This is a genomic window from Streptomyces sp. NPDC001599 (assembly GCF_042893535.1).
In the GTDB taxonomy this organism is placed as follows: Bacteria; Actinomycetota; Actinomycetes; order Streptomycetales; family Streptomycetaceae; genus Streptomyces.
In genome coordinates, this window is the sequence record NZ_JBIAVA010000023.1 from 34,608 (window position 1) to 47,924 (window position 13,317).

The window sequence follows — 13,317 nt, forward strand, 5'->3', positions numbered from 1 at the left end:
CGGTGGGGAGACGGCGGGGACGGGGACGTGCCGTGCGGGACGAGAACGTGCGAACGCGTGCGGGACGGACGTACGAGGTCGGGTGTACCGGGGACGACCCGCGCTCGGGGAGCACACCGGGGCGCCGCTGCGTGCCGTGGGGACGACGGACGAGTGCCGCGGCGCCGCGCCGGGAGGTGTGACCGCCGGAGCGCGGGCCTCAGTTGCCGCCGAACAGCGAGCGGCGCAGTCGACGCAGTGGCGCGAACAGCGAGACGCGGCGCACCCTGGCGCCCCGGTTGCTGCGCTTGTGTGCGGGCTCACGCGCGGTCAGCTCACGCATCAGCGACGTCGCCTCCACGGTCTCCCGCGGCGGGAGGGCGGGCCCTCCGAGTACCGCGAGATGACGGTCGAGGCGCGAGCTGGTCGCGCTGCTCCCGCAGGTGATCGCAGGGACCCTTGCCCTGCTGCGCACTGTTATCTGTTCCATGTCACTCCCCACCCGTACGAGTCCACCCGGCCCGGGCAGGGTAACCCTATCGCCCCGGTACGGCATGCGTGTATCGCGGTCACAGGATTCACCTTCCCCGTAAGGGGGTTGACGATTACTCTCCGAATCCGACAGATTCCAGGGCGAGTTGGACGACCGGCTCACTCGTCGGCAGGTCCGAGCCCCCGTCGGGTTCCACCGTCACCGCGAGTGACGTCGCGGAGCGGCTCAGGCCGGAGGCGATCAGGGGCGTGTCGCCGTCGAAGAGCCCGAGGGAGCGCGGCTCGGCGCCGGGGCGCAGCAGCCACAGTTGGCGCACGCGGTCGCCCGGCGGCTCGCCGTACCCGCTCAGGGTCACCACCGCGCGCCCCCTGGACACGGAGGCGACCACCGCGACACCGCGGCCGCGTGCGTCCGCACCACGCGCCGCCCGGGCGTCCGGAGCGGCGAGAACGTGGGCGATCTCACGTGCCCGGTCCCGTGCGGTGTCCAACTCGTCCCGGGTGTGGTCGGCCCGCACCGCGAAGAGCGAGGCGACCACGAGCGCCGCGGCGGCCGTCACCGTGGCGAACGGCACGAGCGGGGGACGCGGCCGGACGTGCCCGACCGACCGCCGCGGAACCGGTCCGCGCGCGGGCGCGGGCTCCTGCGCGGTGGTGCGTACGGCGGCCAGGACCCGCTCACGCAGGGCGGGCGGCGCGGGGGCGGCCGTGGAGCGGGCCAGCCGGACGGCGTCCTCGGACAGCGCCCGCACCTCGGCGGCGCAGCGGGCGCAGCCCTCCAGGTGCCGTTCGAAGCGGACCCGTTCGGCGCCCTCCAGGGCGTCCAGGGCGTAGGGGGCGGCGAGCGAGTGGCCGAAGAGGCTCATGCGGCGCCTCCCAGGCACTCGCGCAGGCGGCCCAGCCCGTCCCGCATCCGGGTCTTCACGGTGCCCAGCGGGAGGGAGAGGCGCTCGGCCACCTCCCGGTAGGTGTAGCCGTCGTAGTAGGCGAGGGTGACCGACTGGCGCTGGAGGGCGGTCAGCCGGTCCAGGCAGCGCCGCACCCCTTCGCGTTCGAGCCCCGCCTCGACCTCCTCCGCGACCTGGTCGAAGGCGGGGTGGTGGGAGCGGTGGGCCTCGCGCCGGTCGCGTTCGCCGGCGGCACGGGCGCTGCGCACCCGGTCGACGGCGCGGCGGTGGGCGACGGTGAGGATCCACGACAGGGCGCTCCCCCGGCGGGGGTCGAAGCGGGCCGCGGACCGCCACAGTTCGAGCATTACCTCCTGTGCCACCTCCTCGGACTGCGCCGGGTCGCGCACCACGCGCCGCACGAGCCCGAACACCGGCCCCGACACCAGCCCGTACAGCTCCTCGAAGGCCTTCTGGTCGCCGTCCGCCACCAGCACCAGCAGCTCGTCCGCCGCCACCCGGTCCTCCACCCGGTCGCCCTCCACCCCGTCCCCCTCTCCGCGGACCGCGTCCGGCCCGTCGACGCCACCGCCGGGCGCGCGGTGGCACGCCCTCCGCAGGGTTACGGACGCACGGCCCGAAAACGCCAGTCGCCGGGGCGGGATCGACGCCAAGGGGGTCGCGTCCGCGCAGGGTTGGGCTACTTTGTGAGGGTCCGCGCGCGACGTCATAGGGGGCGCCCGTGTCCGGAGAACCCGACGGCGAGCGTGTGATCGCCGGTCGCTACCGGCTCCTGTCGCCGCTCGGCGAGGGCGGCATGGGCACCGTGTGGCGCGCCCGCGACGAGGTGTTGCGCCGCGAGGTCGCCGTCAAGGAGGTGCGCGCCCCCGCCGGGCTGTCGCAGACCGACGTCGGGCGGATGTACGCCCGGCTGGAGCGCGAGGCGTGGGCCGCCGCCCGGATCTCCCACCCCAACGTGGTCACGGTGTACGACGTGGCCACCGACGGAGGCCGGCCCTGGATCGTGATGGAGCTGGTCCGCGGGCTGTCCCTGGCCGACCTGCTGGACGCCGAGGGCCCGTTGGAGCCCCGCCGGGCCGGGCTGATCGGCGCCGAGGTACTGGCCGCGCTGCGGGCCGCGCACGCCGCGGGGGTGCTGCACCGGGACGTGAAGCCGGCCAACGTGCTGCTGGCGAACGACGGCCGGGTGGTGCTCACCGACTTCGGGATCGCGAGGGTCGAGGGCAGCGAGGCGCTGACCATGACCGGTGAGGTCGTCGGCTCGCCCGAGTTCCTCGCCCCGGAGCGGGCGCTCGGCCGCACGCCCGGTCCCGCGTCCGACCTGTGGTCGCTGGGCGTGCTGCTGTACGCGGCGGTGGAGGGGGCCTCGCCGTTCCGTCAGGACACTCCCCTGAGCACCCTGCGGGCGATCGTCGACGAGGAGCTGCCGCCGCCGCACCGCGCGGGTCCGCTGGGGCCGGTGGTGGAGGGCCTGCTGCGCAAGGATCCCGCCGAGCGGCTCCCGGCGGAGGAGGCCGAGCGCGCGCTGCGCCTCGTGGGCACCGGCGGGGCACCGTCCGGCCGGGGTCCGCGCACCGGCGCGACGCCGTCCGGCGCGTTCGCCCCGACGGTCGTGGCCCACCCGGGGCCGCCCGCCGCGCCGACGCCGCCGATGCCCGTACCGGCGGCCGGGGACGCGTCCGCGGCGGGTGTCCCCGGTACGCCGGCGGGCCGGGACCGGCGGGCGCGTGCCGTGCTGGTGGTGGGGCTGGCCGTACTGGTCCTGGCGCTGGCAGGACTGACGTACACGCTGCTGGACCGCTCGGACGGCGGTGGCGGGACGGAGGGTTCGGGCGGGAGCCCGGGCCCGGGGGCCACGTCCGCGGCGACGAGCGGCGGCGCCGGGGAACCCAGCCCCTCGGCGTCGTCCGGGAGCGGCGGCGGGGAGAGCAGCCCCGCACCGCAGTCGGTGAAGGTGTCCGTGGCGGGCTCGCGCACCGGCTACTCGGGGGCCTGCCCGCCGCCGCACGACCGGGCGCCCTCGTTCACGGCGACGTTCACGGTCGGGCGGCTGCCCGCGGAGGTCGGCTACCGGTGGGTGACCGCGGACGGGTCGGTCTCCGACCCGGGGTGGCGGACGCTGTCCTTCCCCTCGGGCGGCGACCGCTCGCGTCAGGACAGCGTGGTGGTGACGACGCACGACGACACCGGCGCGTTCGAGAGCGCCGTGCGCGTGGAGGTGCGGAGCCCGGTGCGGGCCACGTCCAACGCGGTGGCGTTCTCGGTGACCTGCGGGACCGGGACCGGGACCGGGACGGAGACCGGGACGGAGACCCCGACGGGCGGGGCCTCCCACTCCTCGTCTCCCTCCGTTCCTTCTTCTTCTCCTGCCGCCTGAGGTCAGGCGGCGCCGTTGAGGACCGGCAGGTAGCCACCGGACTGGCCGGCCGCGGTGGGGTGGTACGACTCGCCGATGTTCAGCCAGTTGACGCTGTGCAGCCAGGGGCTGCCGGAGCACAGCTCGTGGCCGGTGAAGGTGGTGCGTACGTCGCCGAAGGTGAAGCCGTGGGCAGCGACGCGCTGGGCGATGACGGTGTTGAGGTGGTCGGAGGCCTTGTTGATCGCCGTCCGCTTGGTCTCGGACAGGCCGATGCAGGTGGCGCCGAGCTTGTAGAAGCGCGGGTAGCCGATGACGACGACGTGGGCGTTCGGTGCCTTGTCGCTGATCGCCGAGTAGACGCCGTCGAGCTTGCCGGGCAGCGTCGAGTCGACGTACGCCTCCGCGGTGGCGATCCGCGACAGGCAGGAGCTGTCGGACTGGAGCACACACGTCGTCATGACGTCGGCGAATCCGGCGTCGTTGCCGCCGATGCTGATCGAGACCAGGCCGGTGCCGGAGTTGAGCGGACCGAGCTGTCCGGCCAGAACTTCACCCGTACGGGCGCCGGAACAGGCGGTGAAGTCGAACGTGGAGGGTGAGTGGGCAGCCGCCCACAGGTACGGATGGGACTTCGTGCTGCGCTTGCAGTCGCCGCTCGAGCTGATGTAGCTGCCTGCTCCGACCCCGGAGGAGTAGGAGTCGCCGAGGGCCACATAGCCGTCGGCGGCGGCGGGTTGGGCCGCCTGGGCGGTCGCTGCCCCGGTGAGGGCGGCGCCGGCGGCGAGGAGGAACGAACTCAGGAAGCCGACAAGTCGGAAACGTCTCATGGAACCTCCCTTAGCAGGATTGCTGCCACAACCGTGGTAGCAGCTACGCGCGTTGACTGGAAGTGTGCATGCCAAGAAATGGCTGACACTCGTTCAAGTCCGGACGAAAGCCGACGGGAACGTGCCTGCCCCGTGTGCCCGGGAAAGCGGGTGCACGCGGCGGCCGGGTGCCCGATCATGGCGGCATGTCCGTGAACCCGCACGAAGTCCTGCCGATCCGGCTCAACGTGGACGACAGCGACTCCCCGTCCGATGTCGTCGACGCGCTGTTCCTCGGCCGTTTCGCCACGGGTGAGCAGCCGTACTCGCACGCGGCGAACATCGACCGCGTACGGTCCGGTGCCACGCTGCTGCCGCCCGGCGCGCGCGTACTGCGGATCGCCCGCGACGACGACCGCAGCGCGACGCTGGCGGAGGGCGACGGCTGGACGCTGCTGATCTCCCGCTGGAACCGGGGCGCCGACGTCACGGTGACGGCGACCAGCGCCGACCTCGCCGAGAAGGTGCTGGCCGAGGCGACGGACGGAGCGGCGGACGAACCCGAGCCGCAGCCGGAGAACGTGACGATGGGCTTCTGGTACGTCTCCCCGCGCCGCGGCCCGCACCGCACCACCCGTCAGATCGCCGCGGGCACCTGGGACGAGGTCCGGGCCAACTACACGGCGCCGGTCGCCGACGCGATGGACGGCCTGATGAAGACGACGCCCGAGGACATCGCGGGCCGGCTGCTGCTCCTGCACGGTCCGCCGGGCACCGGCAAGACCTCAGCGCTGCGCACGCTGGCCCGCTCCTGGCGGGACTGGTGCCAGGTGGACTGCGTCCTCGACCCGGAGCGGCTCTTCTCCGACGTCGGCTATCTGATGGACATCGCCATCGGCGAGGAGGACGAGGCGGGCAAGGGCCGCTGGCGGCTGCTGCTGCTGGAGGACTGCGACGAACTGATCCGCGGCGAGGCCAAGCACACGGCGGGCCAGGCGCTCTCCCGCCTGCTGAACCTCACCGACGGACTCCTGGGCCAGGGTCGCAACGTCCTGGTCGGCGTCACGACCAACGAGGACCTGGAGCGCCTGCACCCCGCCGTCGTCCGCCCCGGCCGCTGCCTGGCCCGCATCGAGGTCGGCCCGCTGACCCGGCGGGAGGCGGTGGACTGGCTCGGCACGGAGGAAGGGGTCGGCCGCGAGGGCGCCTCCCTGGCGGAGCTGTACGCCCTGCGCCGGGGCACCTCGCCGACCGCGCTGCCGGAGCCGCGGGCGGGCACGGAGGCCGGGCTGTACCTGTAGCCCGCCCGCCGCAGCGCGGTGCTTTGATAGTGATATGACCCTGTTCGTCGGCACGTCGGGCTGGCAGTACCGGGACTGGCGGGAGGCCTTCTACCCGCCCGGTCTGCCGGTCCGGCTCTGGCTGGAGCACTACGCGGCCGCCTTCGCGACGGTCGAGATCAACAACGCCTTCTACCGCCTGCCCGCCCGGGAGACCTTCGCCGCATGGCGGGACCGCGTCCCACCGGACTTCACGGTCGCGGTCAAGGCCAGCCGCTACCTGACGCACATCAAACGCCTGCGCGACCCGGCCGAACCGGTCGACCGCCTGATGACCCACGCGGCCGGCCTGGGCGAGCGTCTCGGCCCGGTCCTGCTGCAACTGCCCCCGACCCTGCGCGCCGACCCGGACCTCCTGGACACCTGCCTGGCCTGCTTCCCGCCGGGCACCCGGGTCGCGGTGGAACCCCGGCACGCGTCCTGGTGGACGCCCGAGACCCGCGAGGTCCTCGTGTCCCGGCGAGCGGCCCTGTGCTGGGCGGACGTTCGGGCCCGCCCCGTCACACCTCTGTGGCGCACCACCGACTGGGGCTACGTCCGCTTCCACGAGGGCCGGGCCGCGGCCTGGCCGCACTACGGCCGCCGCTCCCTGGCCACCTGGATCGACCGCATCACCACGACCTGGCCGAACACGAGCGACGTCTACGCCTACTTCAACAACGACCCGAAGGGGGCAGCAGTGACGGACGCGGCGTTGTTGGCCACACTGGCCCGCACTTCGAACCTCAGGGTCACCCGAACGCGCCCCAAAGGGGCGCGGGGCTGAGACATGTGCGGCTCCGCCGCGTGGGCGCGACCAGCCACAACGAACCCGCAGCAGGCTGGCGGCCCGAACCAAAACGGCGCTCACCCGTAAGCCGCCCGCAGGGCATCCCGCACCGCGGCGAGCGCGTCCCCCTCGCTGAGCCCGAGCCGCCGAGCCCGCTCGGCATATCCCTGGGCCGCGAGGGCCACCTCCCGCTGAGCCGCAGAGCCCGCGGCAGCGACGAACGTGCCGTTGCGCCCCCGCGTCTCGATCACCCCGTCCGCCTCCAGCGCCCGGTACGCCTTGGCGACCGTGTTCGCGGCGAGCCCGAGGGATTCGGCCAGTCCGCGCACGGTGGGCAGCCGGTACCCGACCGGCAGCGCTCCCGAGCGGGCCTGTTCGGAGATCTGCGCCCGCACCTGCTCGTAGGGCGGCGCGCCGTCGTCGACATGGATCTTCAAGGTCACCCGGCGATTGTCCCGTATCCCCGCGAAAATGAGAGGCACCCGACCGCCCGGCCGCCGTAGCGTGCGCCCCCATGACCGTTCTTGTACGCGACCTGCGTTCCGACGACCCGGCCGACGTCGCGGCCTTCGCCCAGGTCCGCCATCTCGCCGTGCCGTTCATGCTGTGGACGCCCGAGGCAGTCGTGCACCGGCTCGTCCACACCCACCCGGACGCCCGGAGCCGGTCCCTGGTCGCGGAGGAGGACGGGGAGGTGATCGGCACCGCCCAGCTCGGGCTGGTGCACGACAGCCCGGAGCCCGGTCAGGGCTACCTGAACGTCTACGTCCATCCCGAGCGGTTCCGGCGCGGGGCCGGTGGACTGCTGGTGCGTACGGCCGAGGAGTACCTGACCGGCGAGGGCGCCGGGAAGCTGTACTCCTGGGTGCTGGACGGGCCCGCCCACCTGGCCTTCGCCGAGCGGCACGGCTACGAACGGCGGCGCGCCTCGCACTTCCTCCGGCTGGACCTGGCGAACGCCGCGCTCCCGCCCCTGGCGTCCCCTCCCCCGGGTGTCGAGCTGCGCACCGCCGCCGACTACGCGGACGACCCCCGGCCCGTGTTCGAGCTGGACGCGGAGACGGTCGCGGACGAACCGAGCGACGTCGGCGTCGAGTTCACGGACTACGAGGCCTGGCTCGCGGAGACCTGGCGGCACCCGCTGCTCGACCGCGAACTGACCACGGTCGTGGTCGTCGACGGCCGCCCGGCCGCCTTCACCGTCGCCCACACCGACGGCACCCGGTACGCGACCGCGATGACGGGCACGGTCCGCGCCCGGCGCGGCCGGGGCCTGGCCAAGCTCGCCAAGACCGACTCCCTGCACCGGGCCCGCGCGGCCGGGTACACGGAGGCGCTCACCGGCAACGACACCGACAACGGCCCGATGCTCGCCGTCAACAAGTGGCTCGGGTACGAGATCTGCGCGACGGAGGTGCGCCATGTCCGTGAAGTCGGCTGAACCGCCCACCGAGGTGGACGTGATCCTGGTCAAGGCGGGCCGTACGAAGATCCGGTACGCGGCCGCGCTGCTGCACGACGACGGCGTCCGCCTCGCCGTGCGTGCCCCCTGGGCGGGGGACGGTGTGCGCGACTTCGGCTTCGTGCGCTTCGAGGCCGGGGACGTCTTCACCGAGTACTACTGGCGCGACCGGTGGTACTCGGTGAAGGAGGTCCGGACCGACGCCGGTGTGCTGAAGGGCTGGTACTGCGACATCGCCCGCCCCGCCGTCCTCACCGGCACGGAACTGGTCGTCGAGGACCTCGACCTGGACCTGTGGCGCTCCGCCGACGGCACGGACGTACGGCGCCTGGACGAGGACGAGTTCGCCGAGAGCGGACTGGCGGGCCGGGACCCGGAGGCCGCCGCCGCCGCGGTGGCCGCGCTGGAGGAACTGGAGCGGCTGGCCCGCGGGGACGGCTTCACCGGCCTGCTGGAGTAGGCCGCCGCGCGGCTCACCCGTACGTCGCCACCACCGCGTACCGCTCGTCCGCCACCTCCCTGCCCCACAGCGACGGGTCGTCCGACAGCCGCTCCACCCGGGCCTGCCCGGCGAGCGGGCCGAGCAGGGCGGTGACCCTGTCGGCCGGTATGCCGACCGGGGCGACGCTCCCCCACACGCCCTCGACCAGGACCAGCCGCCCTTCGGGGCGCAGCAACTGCCGCCAGTGCCGCAGCGCCCGGCCGGGGTCGGGCAGCGTCCACAGGACGTGCCGGACCAGCACGGCGTCGAAGCGCTGCTCCCCCACGGGCGGTGCCGCGGCGTCACCGGTGAGGAACACCGCGTCACGGCCGGCGAGTTTGGTCCTGGCCAGCTCCACCATGGCCGGGGAGAGGTCGACGCCGGTGACCCGGTGCCCCTGCTCGGCCGCGAGGAGTGACAGGCTGCCGGTGCCGCAGCCCAGGTCGAGCACGTCACCGGGGAGCGCGGGCAGCCAGGAGGCCAGCCTGGCCGCCCAGGCCCGGCGCACCTCCGCGTCGCGCAGGCCGTGGTCCGGCTCGTCGTCGAAGGAGGCGGCCAGCGCGTCCCAGTCGGCACCCGGTGCGGTCGCTTCGTCACTGTTCCCACTCATGCGCCCAGGGTGACACCCGCCACTGACAACGGAATCGGGGCGCGGGAACGTGACAACCGCCACTGACAGTCATGCATCGATGAGTGAGTCTCGGGGAAAGGGTCTACCTCCGTGAGAACGCGGAACCCGGTGGATCCGTAAGGAGGCAGCCATGCGCCGTCTGACCGTGCAGAAGCCCCTGAAGAAGACCGACGCCCGCCGAGTCCGCGAGGAGATCGACGAGCGCCCCTCCGGGCGCCCCGAGGTCCGCAAGGACATCGCGCGCACCTGGTGGCCGGAGAGCTGACCGGCAGGTCCGGGCATGAGACGCCTCAGAGCAGCAGCCGTTTGCGGTAGTGGACGCGGTCGTAGGGCCCGTCCACACGGCGTTCCACGACTTCGTAGCCGTACCTCGGGTAGATCTCCTGGTTCTCCCGCATCATCGCGTTCGTGTAGAGCCTGATCTCGGGCAGGCCCAGCGCCCGCGCGTGCGCCTCCACGAACCGCAGCAGCCGCCGGCCCACGCCCCTGCCGTGCGCGTCGGGGTGGACGGCGACGCTGTCGAGGAACAGGTGGTCGGCGTGCGCCTCGACGACGACGAGTCCCACGGGTCCCGCCCGGCCCGTGCCGGGCTCGTCCGTGACGAACACCTTCCCCGCCGCCACGTCCGCCGCGTGGTCCGCCTCCATGGGCTGCGGCACCACCCCGATGCGCTCGACGTAGGGGACGTACGCGGCGTCGGTCACGGCCTTCACCGCCGGCACGTCCGCGGCGGTCGCGGGCCGGATCCGTTCTCGTTCCATGCCGCGAACGGTAGCTACCTCAGCCCAGCCTGAGCACTCCCTTAACGCGACCATAAGGATCTCCGTCACCCGCCTCCAACAGGCGATTTCGCGGTCCTCCGGGGCTAGCTTGCTGATCAACCCCACGGGTTCCGGCCCGAGTTGCCGCATCCCCAGTGACCGTTTCGAGGAGTTCCCCATGCCCGCACCGTCCGCGTCCCGCAGGGCCGCAGCCGTCGTCGTCGCCGGTCTCGCCCCGCTCGCCCTGACCACGTTGGCCGCCGCCCCCGCCTCGGCGCACGGTTCGATGGGCGACCCGGTCAGCCGGGTGTCGCAGTGCCACGCCGAGGGGCCCGAGAGCCCGAAGTCGGCCGCGTGCAGGGCGGCGGTCGCGGCGGGCGGCACGCAGGCGCTCTACGACTGGAACGGCATCCGCATCGGCAACGCCGCCGGCAAGCACCAGGAGCTGATCCCGGACGGCAAGCTGTGCAGCGCGGGCGACCCGGCGTTCAAGGGCCTGGACCTGGCCCGCGCCGACTGGCCCGCGACCGGCGTGAGCAGCGGCTCGTACACCTTCAAGTACCGCGTGACGGCCCCGCACAAGGGCACGTTCAAGGTCTACATCACGAAGCCGGGCTACGACCCCTCGCAGCCGCTCGGCTGGGGCGACCTGGACCTGTCCGCCCCGGTGGCGACCTCCACCGACCCGGTCGCCTCGGGCGGCTTCTACACCTTCTCCGGCACGCTGCCGGAGCGGTCCGGCAAGCACCTGCTGTACGCGGTGTGGCAGCGCTCGGACAGCCCGGAGGCGTTCTACTCCTGCTCGGACGTCACCTTCGGCGGCAGCGACGGCGGCAGCGGCAGCGGCGACGGCACCGCGTCCGGCGACGCGGAGGCGGGCGCCGCCCCGGCTCCGGAGGCCTCCGCGCCCTCCGAGGAGCAGCTCGCGGCCGCGGCGGAGAAGTCGACGATCGAGCACCACGGTCACGGCGACCAGGACGCGGCGACCACCACGGACCCGACGGACCCGGCCGCCGCCCCGGAGCAGGCGCCCGGTACCGCCGCCGAGCCCAACCGGGTCAAGGCCGCCGGCGGGGGCACGGAGAACCTCGCCGAGACCGGCGGGGACAGCACCACGCCGTACATCGCCGTCGGCGGCGCCGCGGCCCTGGCCCTCGGCGCGGCCGTCCTGTTCGCGTCGGTCCGGCGACGCGCGACGACCGGTGGCCGGCACGGCCACTGACGCGGAACGCGGGGGAACCACGGGGGAACGGGGAAACGCGGGGCCCATCCGGCGGCTCAGGCCGGGCGGGCCCCGCGTGACGTGCGCCGGGGGGGGGCGGGGGCGGCGCCCGTCAGCCGAAGACCGAGGCGCAGGTGGTGGGCGTGGCGTGCGCCGGGTCCAGGGCGTTGGTCACCTCGTGGAAGGCGATCCGGTCGAACAGTCCGATCGCCAGGTGCTCGGAGAGGTCGAGCGGGCACAGGTCCTGGAGCAGGACGTTGCGCACGCCGGGGCCGTCGAGGAACTGGCTGCGGTACGGCGTGACCACCTCGTCGTACTTCGTGGCGAGGACGGTGTAGCGGACGCCGGGCACGGTGTCGCCGCCCGCGTTGAGCTTGGTGAGGACGTCGGAGCCGACGACCTGGTCGGCGAGGGCGGGGGTGTGCTCGTTGAGCAGGTCCTCGACGCCGGGGAAGTACGGCAGCAGGCGGGTGAGGCCGGACAGCGTGGTGCCGTGGTTGCTGGGCGCGATGCCGACCAGGGCGTTCACCTTGGCGGCTCCGCCGAGGAACCTGAGGTAGTAGCGGGGCATCATGCCGCCCTGCGAGTGGCCGACGAGGTCGGTCTCGGCGGCGCCGGTCGCGGCGAGCACCTTGTCGACGTGGGCGGCCAGTTGTTCCGCCGACTTCTCGACCGGTCCGAGCCCGTGGAAGAGCGGGACGCCGGGCAGTTGGCCGTAGTCGAGGGAGAAGACGCAGTAGCCGCGGTTCTTCAGGTAGGGCGCGAGGCCGAGCCAGTTGTCGACGGAGTTCCCGAAGGTGCCGTGGACGAGGACGACGGGGCGGGGGTGGGCGGCTGAGGGCTTGCAGGTGTAGTCGTTCCAGCCGGAGCCGGGGCGGGCGTCCGCGGTGGGGGCGGCGGTGGCGGTGACGGCGGGGACCAGGGCGACCGCGACGGCCAGCAGCAGTGCGGCCAGCGGTCTGAACACTCGACTCCAGGGCAGCATCGGGTGATCTCCTTGCGGATCGGGGGAGTTGCGACGGCAGGGATGCCCTGTGATCCGGATCACGGGATGCTGTTCACTCGTCAAGTTACGGGCGAGTAGTGCAAGTGTGAAGTTACGCGTCAGTAAAAACTTCCAGTGATAACCGACGCCGTCGGCACCGCAGGTGGCAGCGGGTCAGATCACCAGGTGGGCCGCATCGGCCCGTTCGGCGCCACGCGCAGCAGGCCGTCGCGCAGCGCCCGTACCCCGTCCTCGCCGAGCACGTCGGCCCACGCGCCCACGGCCTCCGCGGCCGCCGCCTCCGCCGCCCGCGTGCAGGCCCACCCCGCCTCCGTCATGACGACGAGCCGGGCGCGCGCGTCGGCGGGATGCGGCCGGCGCTCGGCGTACCCCTTGCGGACCAGCTCGTCGACGAGCTGACTGGCGGCCTGCTTGGTCACTCCGAGGTGCACGGCCAGGTCGGTGACCGTCGCGCCGTCCGGGGCGAGCCGGGCGAAGGCGAACCCGTGCGCGGGCCGCACCCCCTCGAAGCCGCGGGCGACGACCCCTTCATGGATGCGCTGCGTGAGTCCACCGGCCGCGGCGAGCAGGGCGGCGGTCAGGGCCATGGCGTCGGAGTTCTGCACGGGGGCATTGAAACACCCTTGACACGTTGGTCAAGCAGCTTGACCATAAGAGCCGTAAGGATAGTCAAGCCACTTGACCATGTTGGTCGTATGTCCAGAGGAGCCCCGTCATGCCCGTCGTCCGCTCGTCCGAAGGCGTCACCCACGAGATCCACGGCGCCCGCTTCGTCTCGTACGCCAGTCCCCGCGCCGGCAGCAAGGAGCTGTGCGCCTGGCGGGGCGAGATCCCGGCGGGGACGAAGGCGCCCGCGCACACCGTCGACCGGGAGGAGATCTTCCACCTGCTCACCGGCGAGCTGCTGATCACCCTCGACGGCCGCACCGAGCGCGTCGCCGCGGGCGACACCGTGATCATCGGTTCCGGGGCGACCCTCGCCGTCGAGAACCCCACCGACCGGACCGCGACCTCCTGGGTCACCACCTCCGTGGGCCTGACGGCGGAGCTGGCCGACGGCACCCGCCTCACTCCCCCGTGGGCCAACTGACCCGCGGGGGC

17 protein-coding genes are annotated in these 13,317 nt (G+C 73.5%); 8 read left to right on the top strand and 9 right to left on the bottom strand.

The window, feature by feature from the left end; translation table 11 throughout:
- Positions 1-199: 199 nt before the first annotated feature.
- From ACFYZ3_RS35655 to ACFYZ3_RS35665, 3 genes are all read right to left on the bottom strand, one after another.
- Entirely contained in the window at positions 200-469 is a 270-nt protein-coding gene (locus ACFYZ3_RS35655) for a hypothetical protein (protein WP_003977105.1), read from the bottom strand.
- A gap of 115 nt (positions 470-584) precedes the next feature.
- Positions 585-1,337 (bottom strand): anti-sigma factor domain-containing protein, encoded by a 753-nt coding sequence (locus tag ACFYZ3_RS35660; protein ID WP_388526759.1) that lies wholly within the window; start codon positions 1,335-1,337, stop codon positions 585-587.
- Complete coding sequence (locus tag ACFYZ3_RS35665; RefSeq protein ID WP_388526910.1) at positions 1,334-1,876, bottom strand: sigma-70 family RNA polymerase sigma factor; 543 nt, start codon at positions 1,874-1,876, stop codon at positions 1,334-1,336. Before ACFYZ3_RS35665 ends, ACFYZ3_RS35660 begins: the two co-directional genes overlap by 4 nt.
- A gap of 224 nt (positions 1,877-2,100) precedes the next feature.
- On the opposite strand from ACFYZ3_RS35665, the gene ACFYZ3_RS35670 reads away from it, so the two are divergent.
- Entirely contained in the window at positions 2,101-3,756 is a 1,656-nt protein-coding gene (locus ACFYZ3_RS35670) for a serine/threonine-protein kinase (RefSeq protein ID WP_388526762.1), read from the top strand.
- A gap of 2 nt (positions 3,757-3,758) precedes the next feature.
- Here ACFYZ3_RS35670 and ACFYZ3_RS35675 read toward each other — a convergent pair whose 3' ends face one another.
- On the bottom strand, positions 3,759-4,565 hold the full coding sequence (locus ACFYZ3_RS35675) for an SGNH family lipase (protein ID WP_388526765.1): 807 nt from the start codon (positions 4,563-4,565) through the stop codon (positions 3,759-3,761).
- A 185-nt stretch (positions 4,566-4,750) separates the two neighbouring features.
- On the opposite strand from ACFYZ3_RS35675, the gene ACFYZ3_RS35680 reads away from it, so the two are divergent.
- On the top strand, positions 4,751-5,845 hold the full coding sequence (locus ACFYZ3_RS35680; RefSeq protein WP_388526768.1) for a DUF5925 domain-containing protein: 1,095 nt from the start codon (positions 4,751-4,753) through the stop codon (positions 5,843-5,845).
- Positions 5,846-5,879: 34 nt separating this feature from the next.
- A complete protein-coding gene (locus ACFYZ3_RS35685; RefSeq protein ID WP_388526770.1) occupies positions 5,880-6,650 on the top strand; it encodes a DUF72 domain-containing protein in 771 nt (256 codons plus the stop codon).
- Positions 6,651-6,730: 80 nt separating this feature from the next.
- Here ACFYZ3_RS35685 and ACFYZ3_RS35690 read toward each other — a convergent pair whose 3' ends face one another.
- Positions 6,731-7,096 carry a GntR family transcriptional regulator gene (locus tag ACFYZ3_RS35690; RefSeq protein WP_388526772.1) on the bottom strand — a complete coding sequence of 122 codons (366 nt, stop codon included), beginning with the start codon at positions 7,094-7,096 and terminating at the stop codon, positions 6,731-6,733.
- 71 nt (positions 7,097-7,167) lie between these two features.
- On the opposite strand from ACFYZ3_RS35690, the gene ACFYZ3_RS35695 reads away from it, so the two are divergent.
- The gene (locus tag ACFYZ3_RS35695) at positions 7,168-8,094 is read left to right on the top strand and encodes a GNAT family N-acetyltransferase (protein ID WP_388526775.1); all 927 of its coding nucleotides are present in this window, start codon (positions 7,168-7,170) and stop codon (positions 8,092-8,094) included.
- Positions 8,075-8,575, top strand: a complete 501-nt coding sequence (locus tag ACFYZ3_RS35700; RefSeq protein ID WP_388526777.1) for a DUF402 domain-containing protein — start codon at positions 8,075-8,077, stop codon at positions 8,573-8,575. Before ACFYZ3_RS35695 ends, ACFYZ3_RS35700 begins: the two co-directional genes overlap by 20 nt.
- 13 nt (positions 8,576-8,588) lie before the next feature.
- Here the strand turns inward: ACFYZ3_RS35700 and ACFYZ3_RS35705 are convergent, their stop codons facing one another.
- The gene (locus ACFYZ3_RS35705) at positions 8,589-9,206 is read right to left on the bottom strand and encodes a class I SAM-dependent methyltransferase (RefSeq protein ID WP_388526780.1); all 618 of its coding nucleotides are present in this window, start codon (positions 9,204-9,206) and stop codon (positions 8,589-8,591) included.
- A gap of 151 nt (positions 9,207-9,357) precedes the next feature.
- On the opposite strand from ACFYZ3_RS35705, the gene ACFYZ3_RS35710 reads away from it, so the two are divergent.
- The gene (locus tag ACFYZ3_RS35710) at positions 9,358-9,492 is read left to right on the top strand and encodes a hypothetical protein (protein WP_003977094.1); all 135 of its coding nucleotides are present in this window, start codon (positions 9,358-9,360) and stop codon (positions 9,490-9,492) included.
- 25 nt (positions 9,493-9,517) lie between these two features.
- Here the strand turns inward: ACFYZ3_RS35710 and ACFYZ3_RS35715 are convergent, their stop codons facing one another.
- A complete protein-coding gene (locus tag ACFYZ3_RS35715; RefSeq protein WP_388526783.1) occupies positions 9,518-9,988 on the bottom strand; it encodes a GNAT family N-acetyltransferase in 471 nt (156 codons plus the stop codon).
- Positions 9,989-10,166: 178 nt separating this feature from the next.
- Here ACFYZ3_RS35715 and cbcC point away from each other — a divergent pair, with 178 nt between their 5' ends.
- On the top strand, positions 10,167-11,210 hold the full coding sequence (cbcC, locus tag ACFYZ3_RS35720; protein ID WP_388526785.1) for a carbohydrate-binding protein CbpC: 1,044 nt from the start codon (positions 10,167-10,169) through the stop codon (positions 11,208-11,210).
- Between the two features lie 112 nt (positions 11,211-11,322).
- On the opposite strand, the gene ACFYZ3_RS35725 is transcribed toward cbcC, so the two are convergent.
- Positions 11,323-12,195, bottom strand: coding sequence for an esterase/lipase family protein (locus tag ACFYZ3_RS35725; RefSeq protein WP_388526788.1), 873 nt, complete (start codon positions 12,193-12,195; stop codon positions 11,323-11,325).
- Positions 12,196-12,374: 179 nt separating this feature from the next.
- The gene (locus ACFYZ3_RS35730) at positions 12,375-12,821 is read right to left on the bottom strand and encodes a MarR family transcriptional regulator (RefSeq protein ID WP_356865489.1); all 447 of its coding nucleotides are present in this window, start codon (positions 12,819-12,821) and stop codon (positions 12,375-12,377) included.
- 110 nt (positions 12,822-12,931) lie between these two features.
- Between ACFYZ3_RS35730 and ACFYZ3_RS35735 the strand changes: the two genes are divergently transcribed.
- Positions 12,932-13,306: a cupin domain-containing protein gene (locus tag ACFYZ3_RS35735; protein WP_388526791.1), complete on the top strand. Its 375-nt coding sequence runs from the start codon at positions 12,932-12,934 to the stop codon at positions 13,304-13,306.
- Positions 13,307-13,317: the final 11 nt, after the last annotated feature.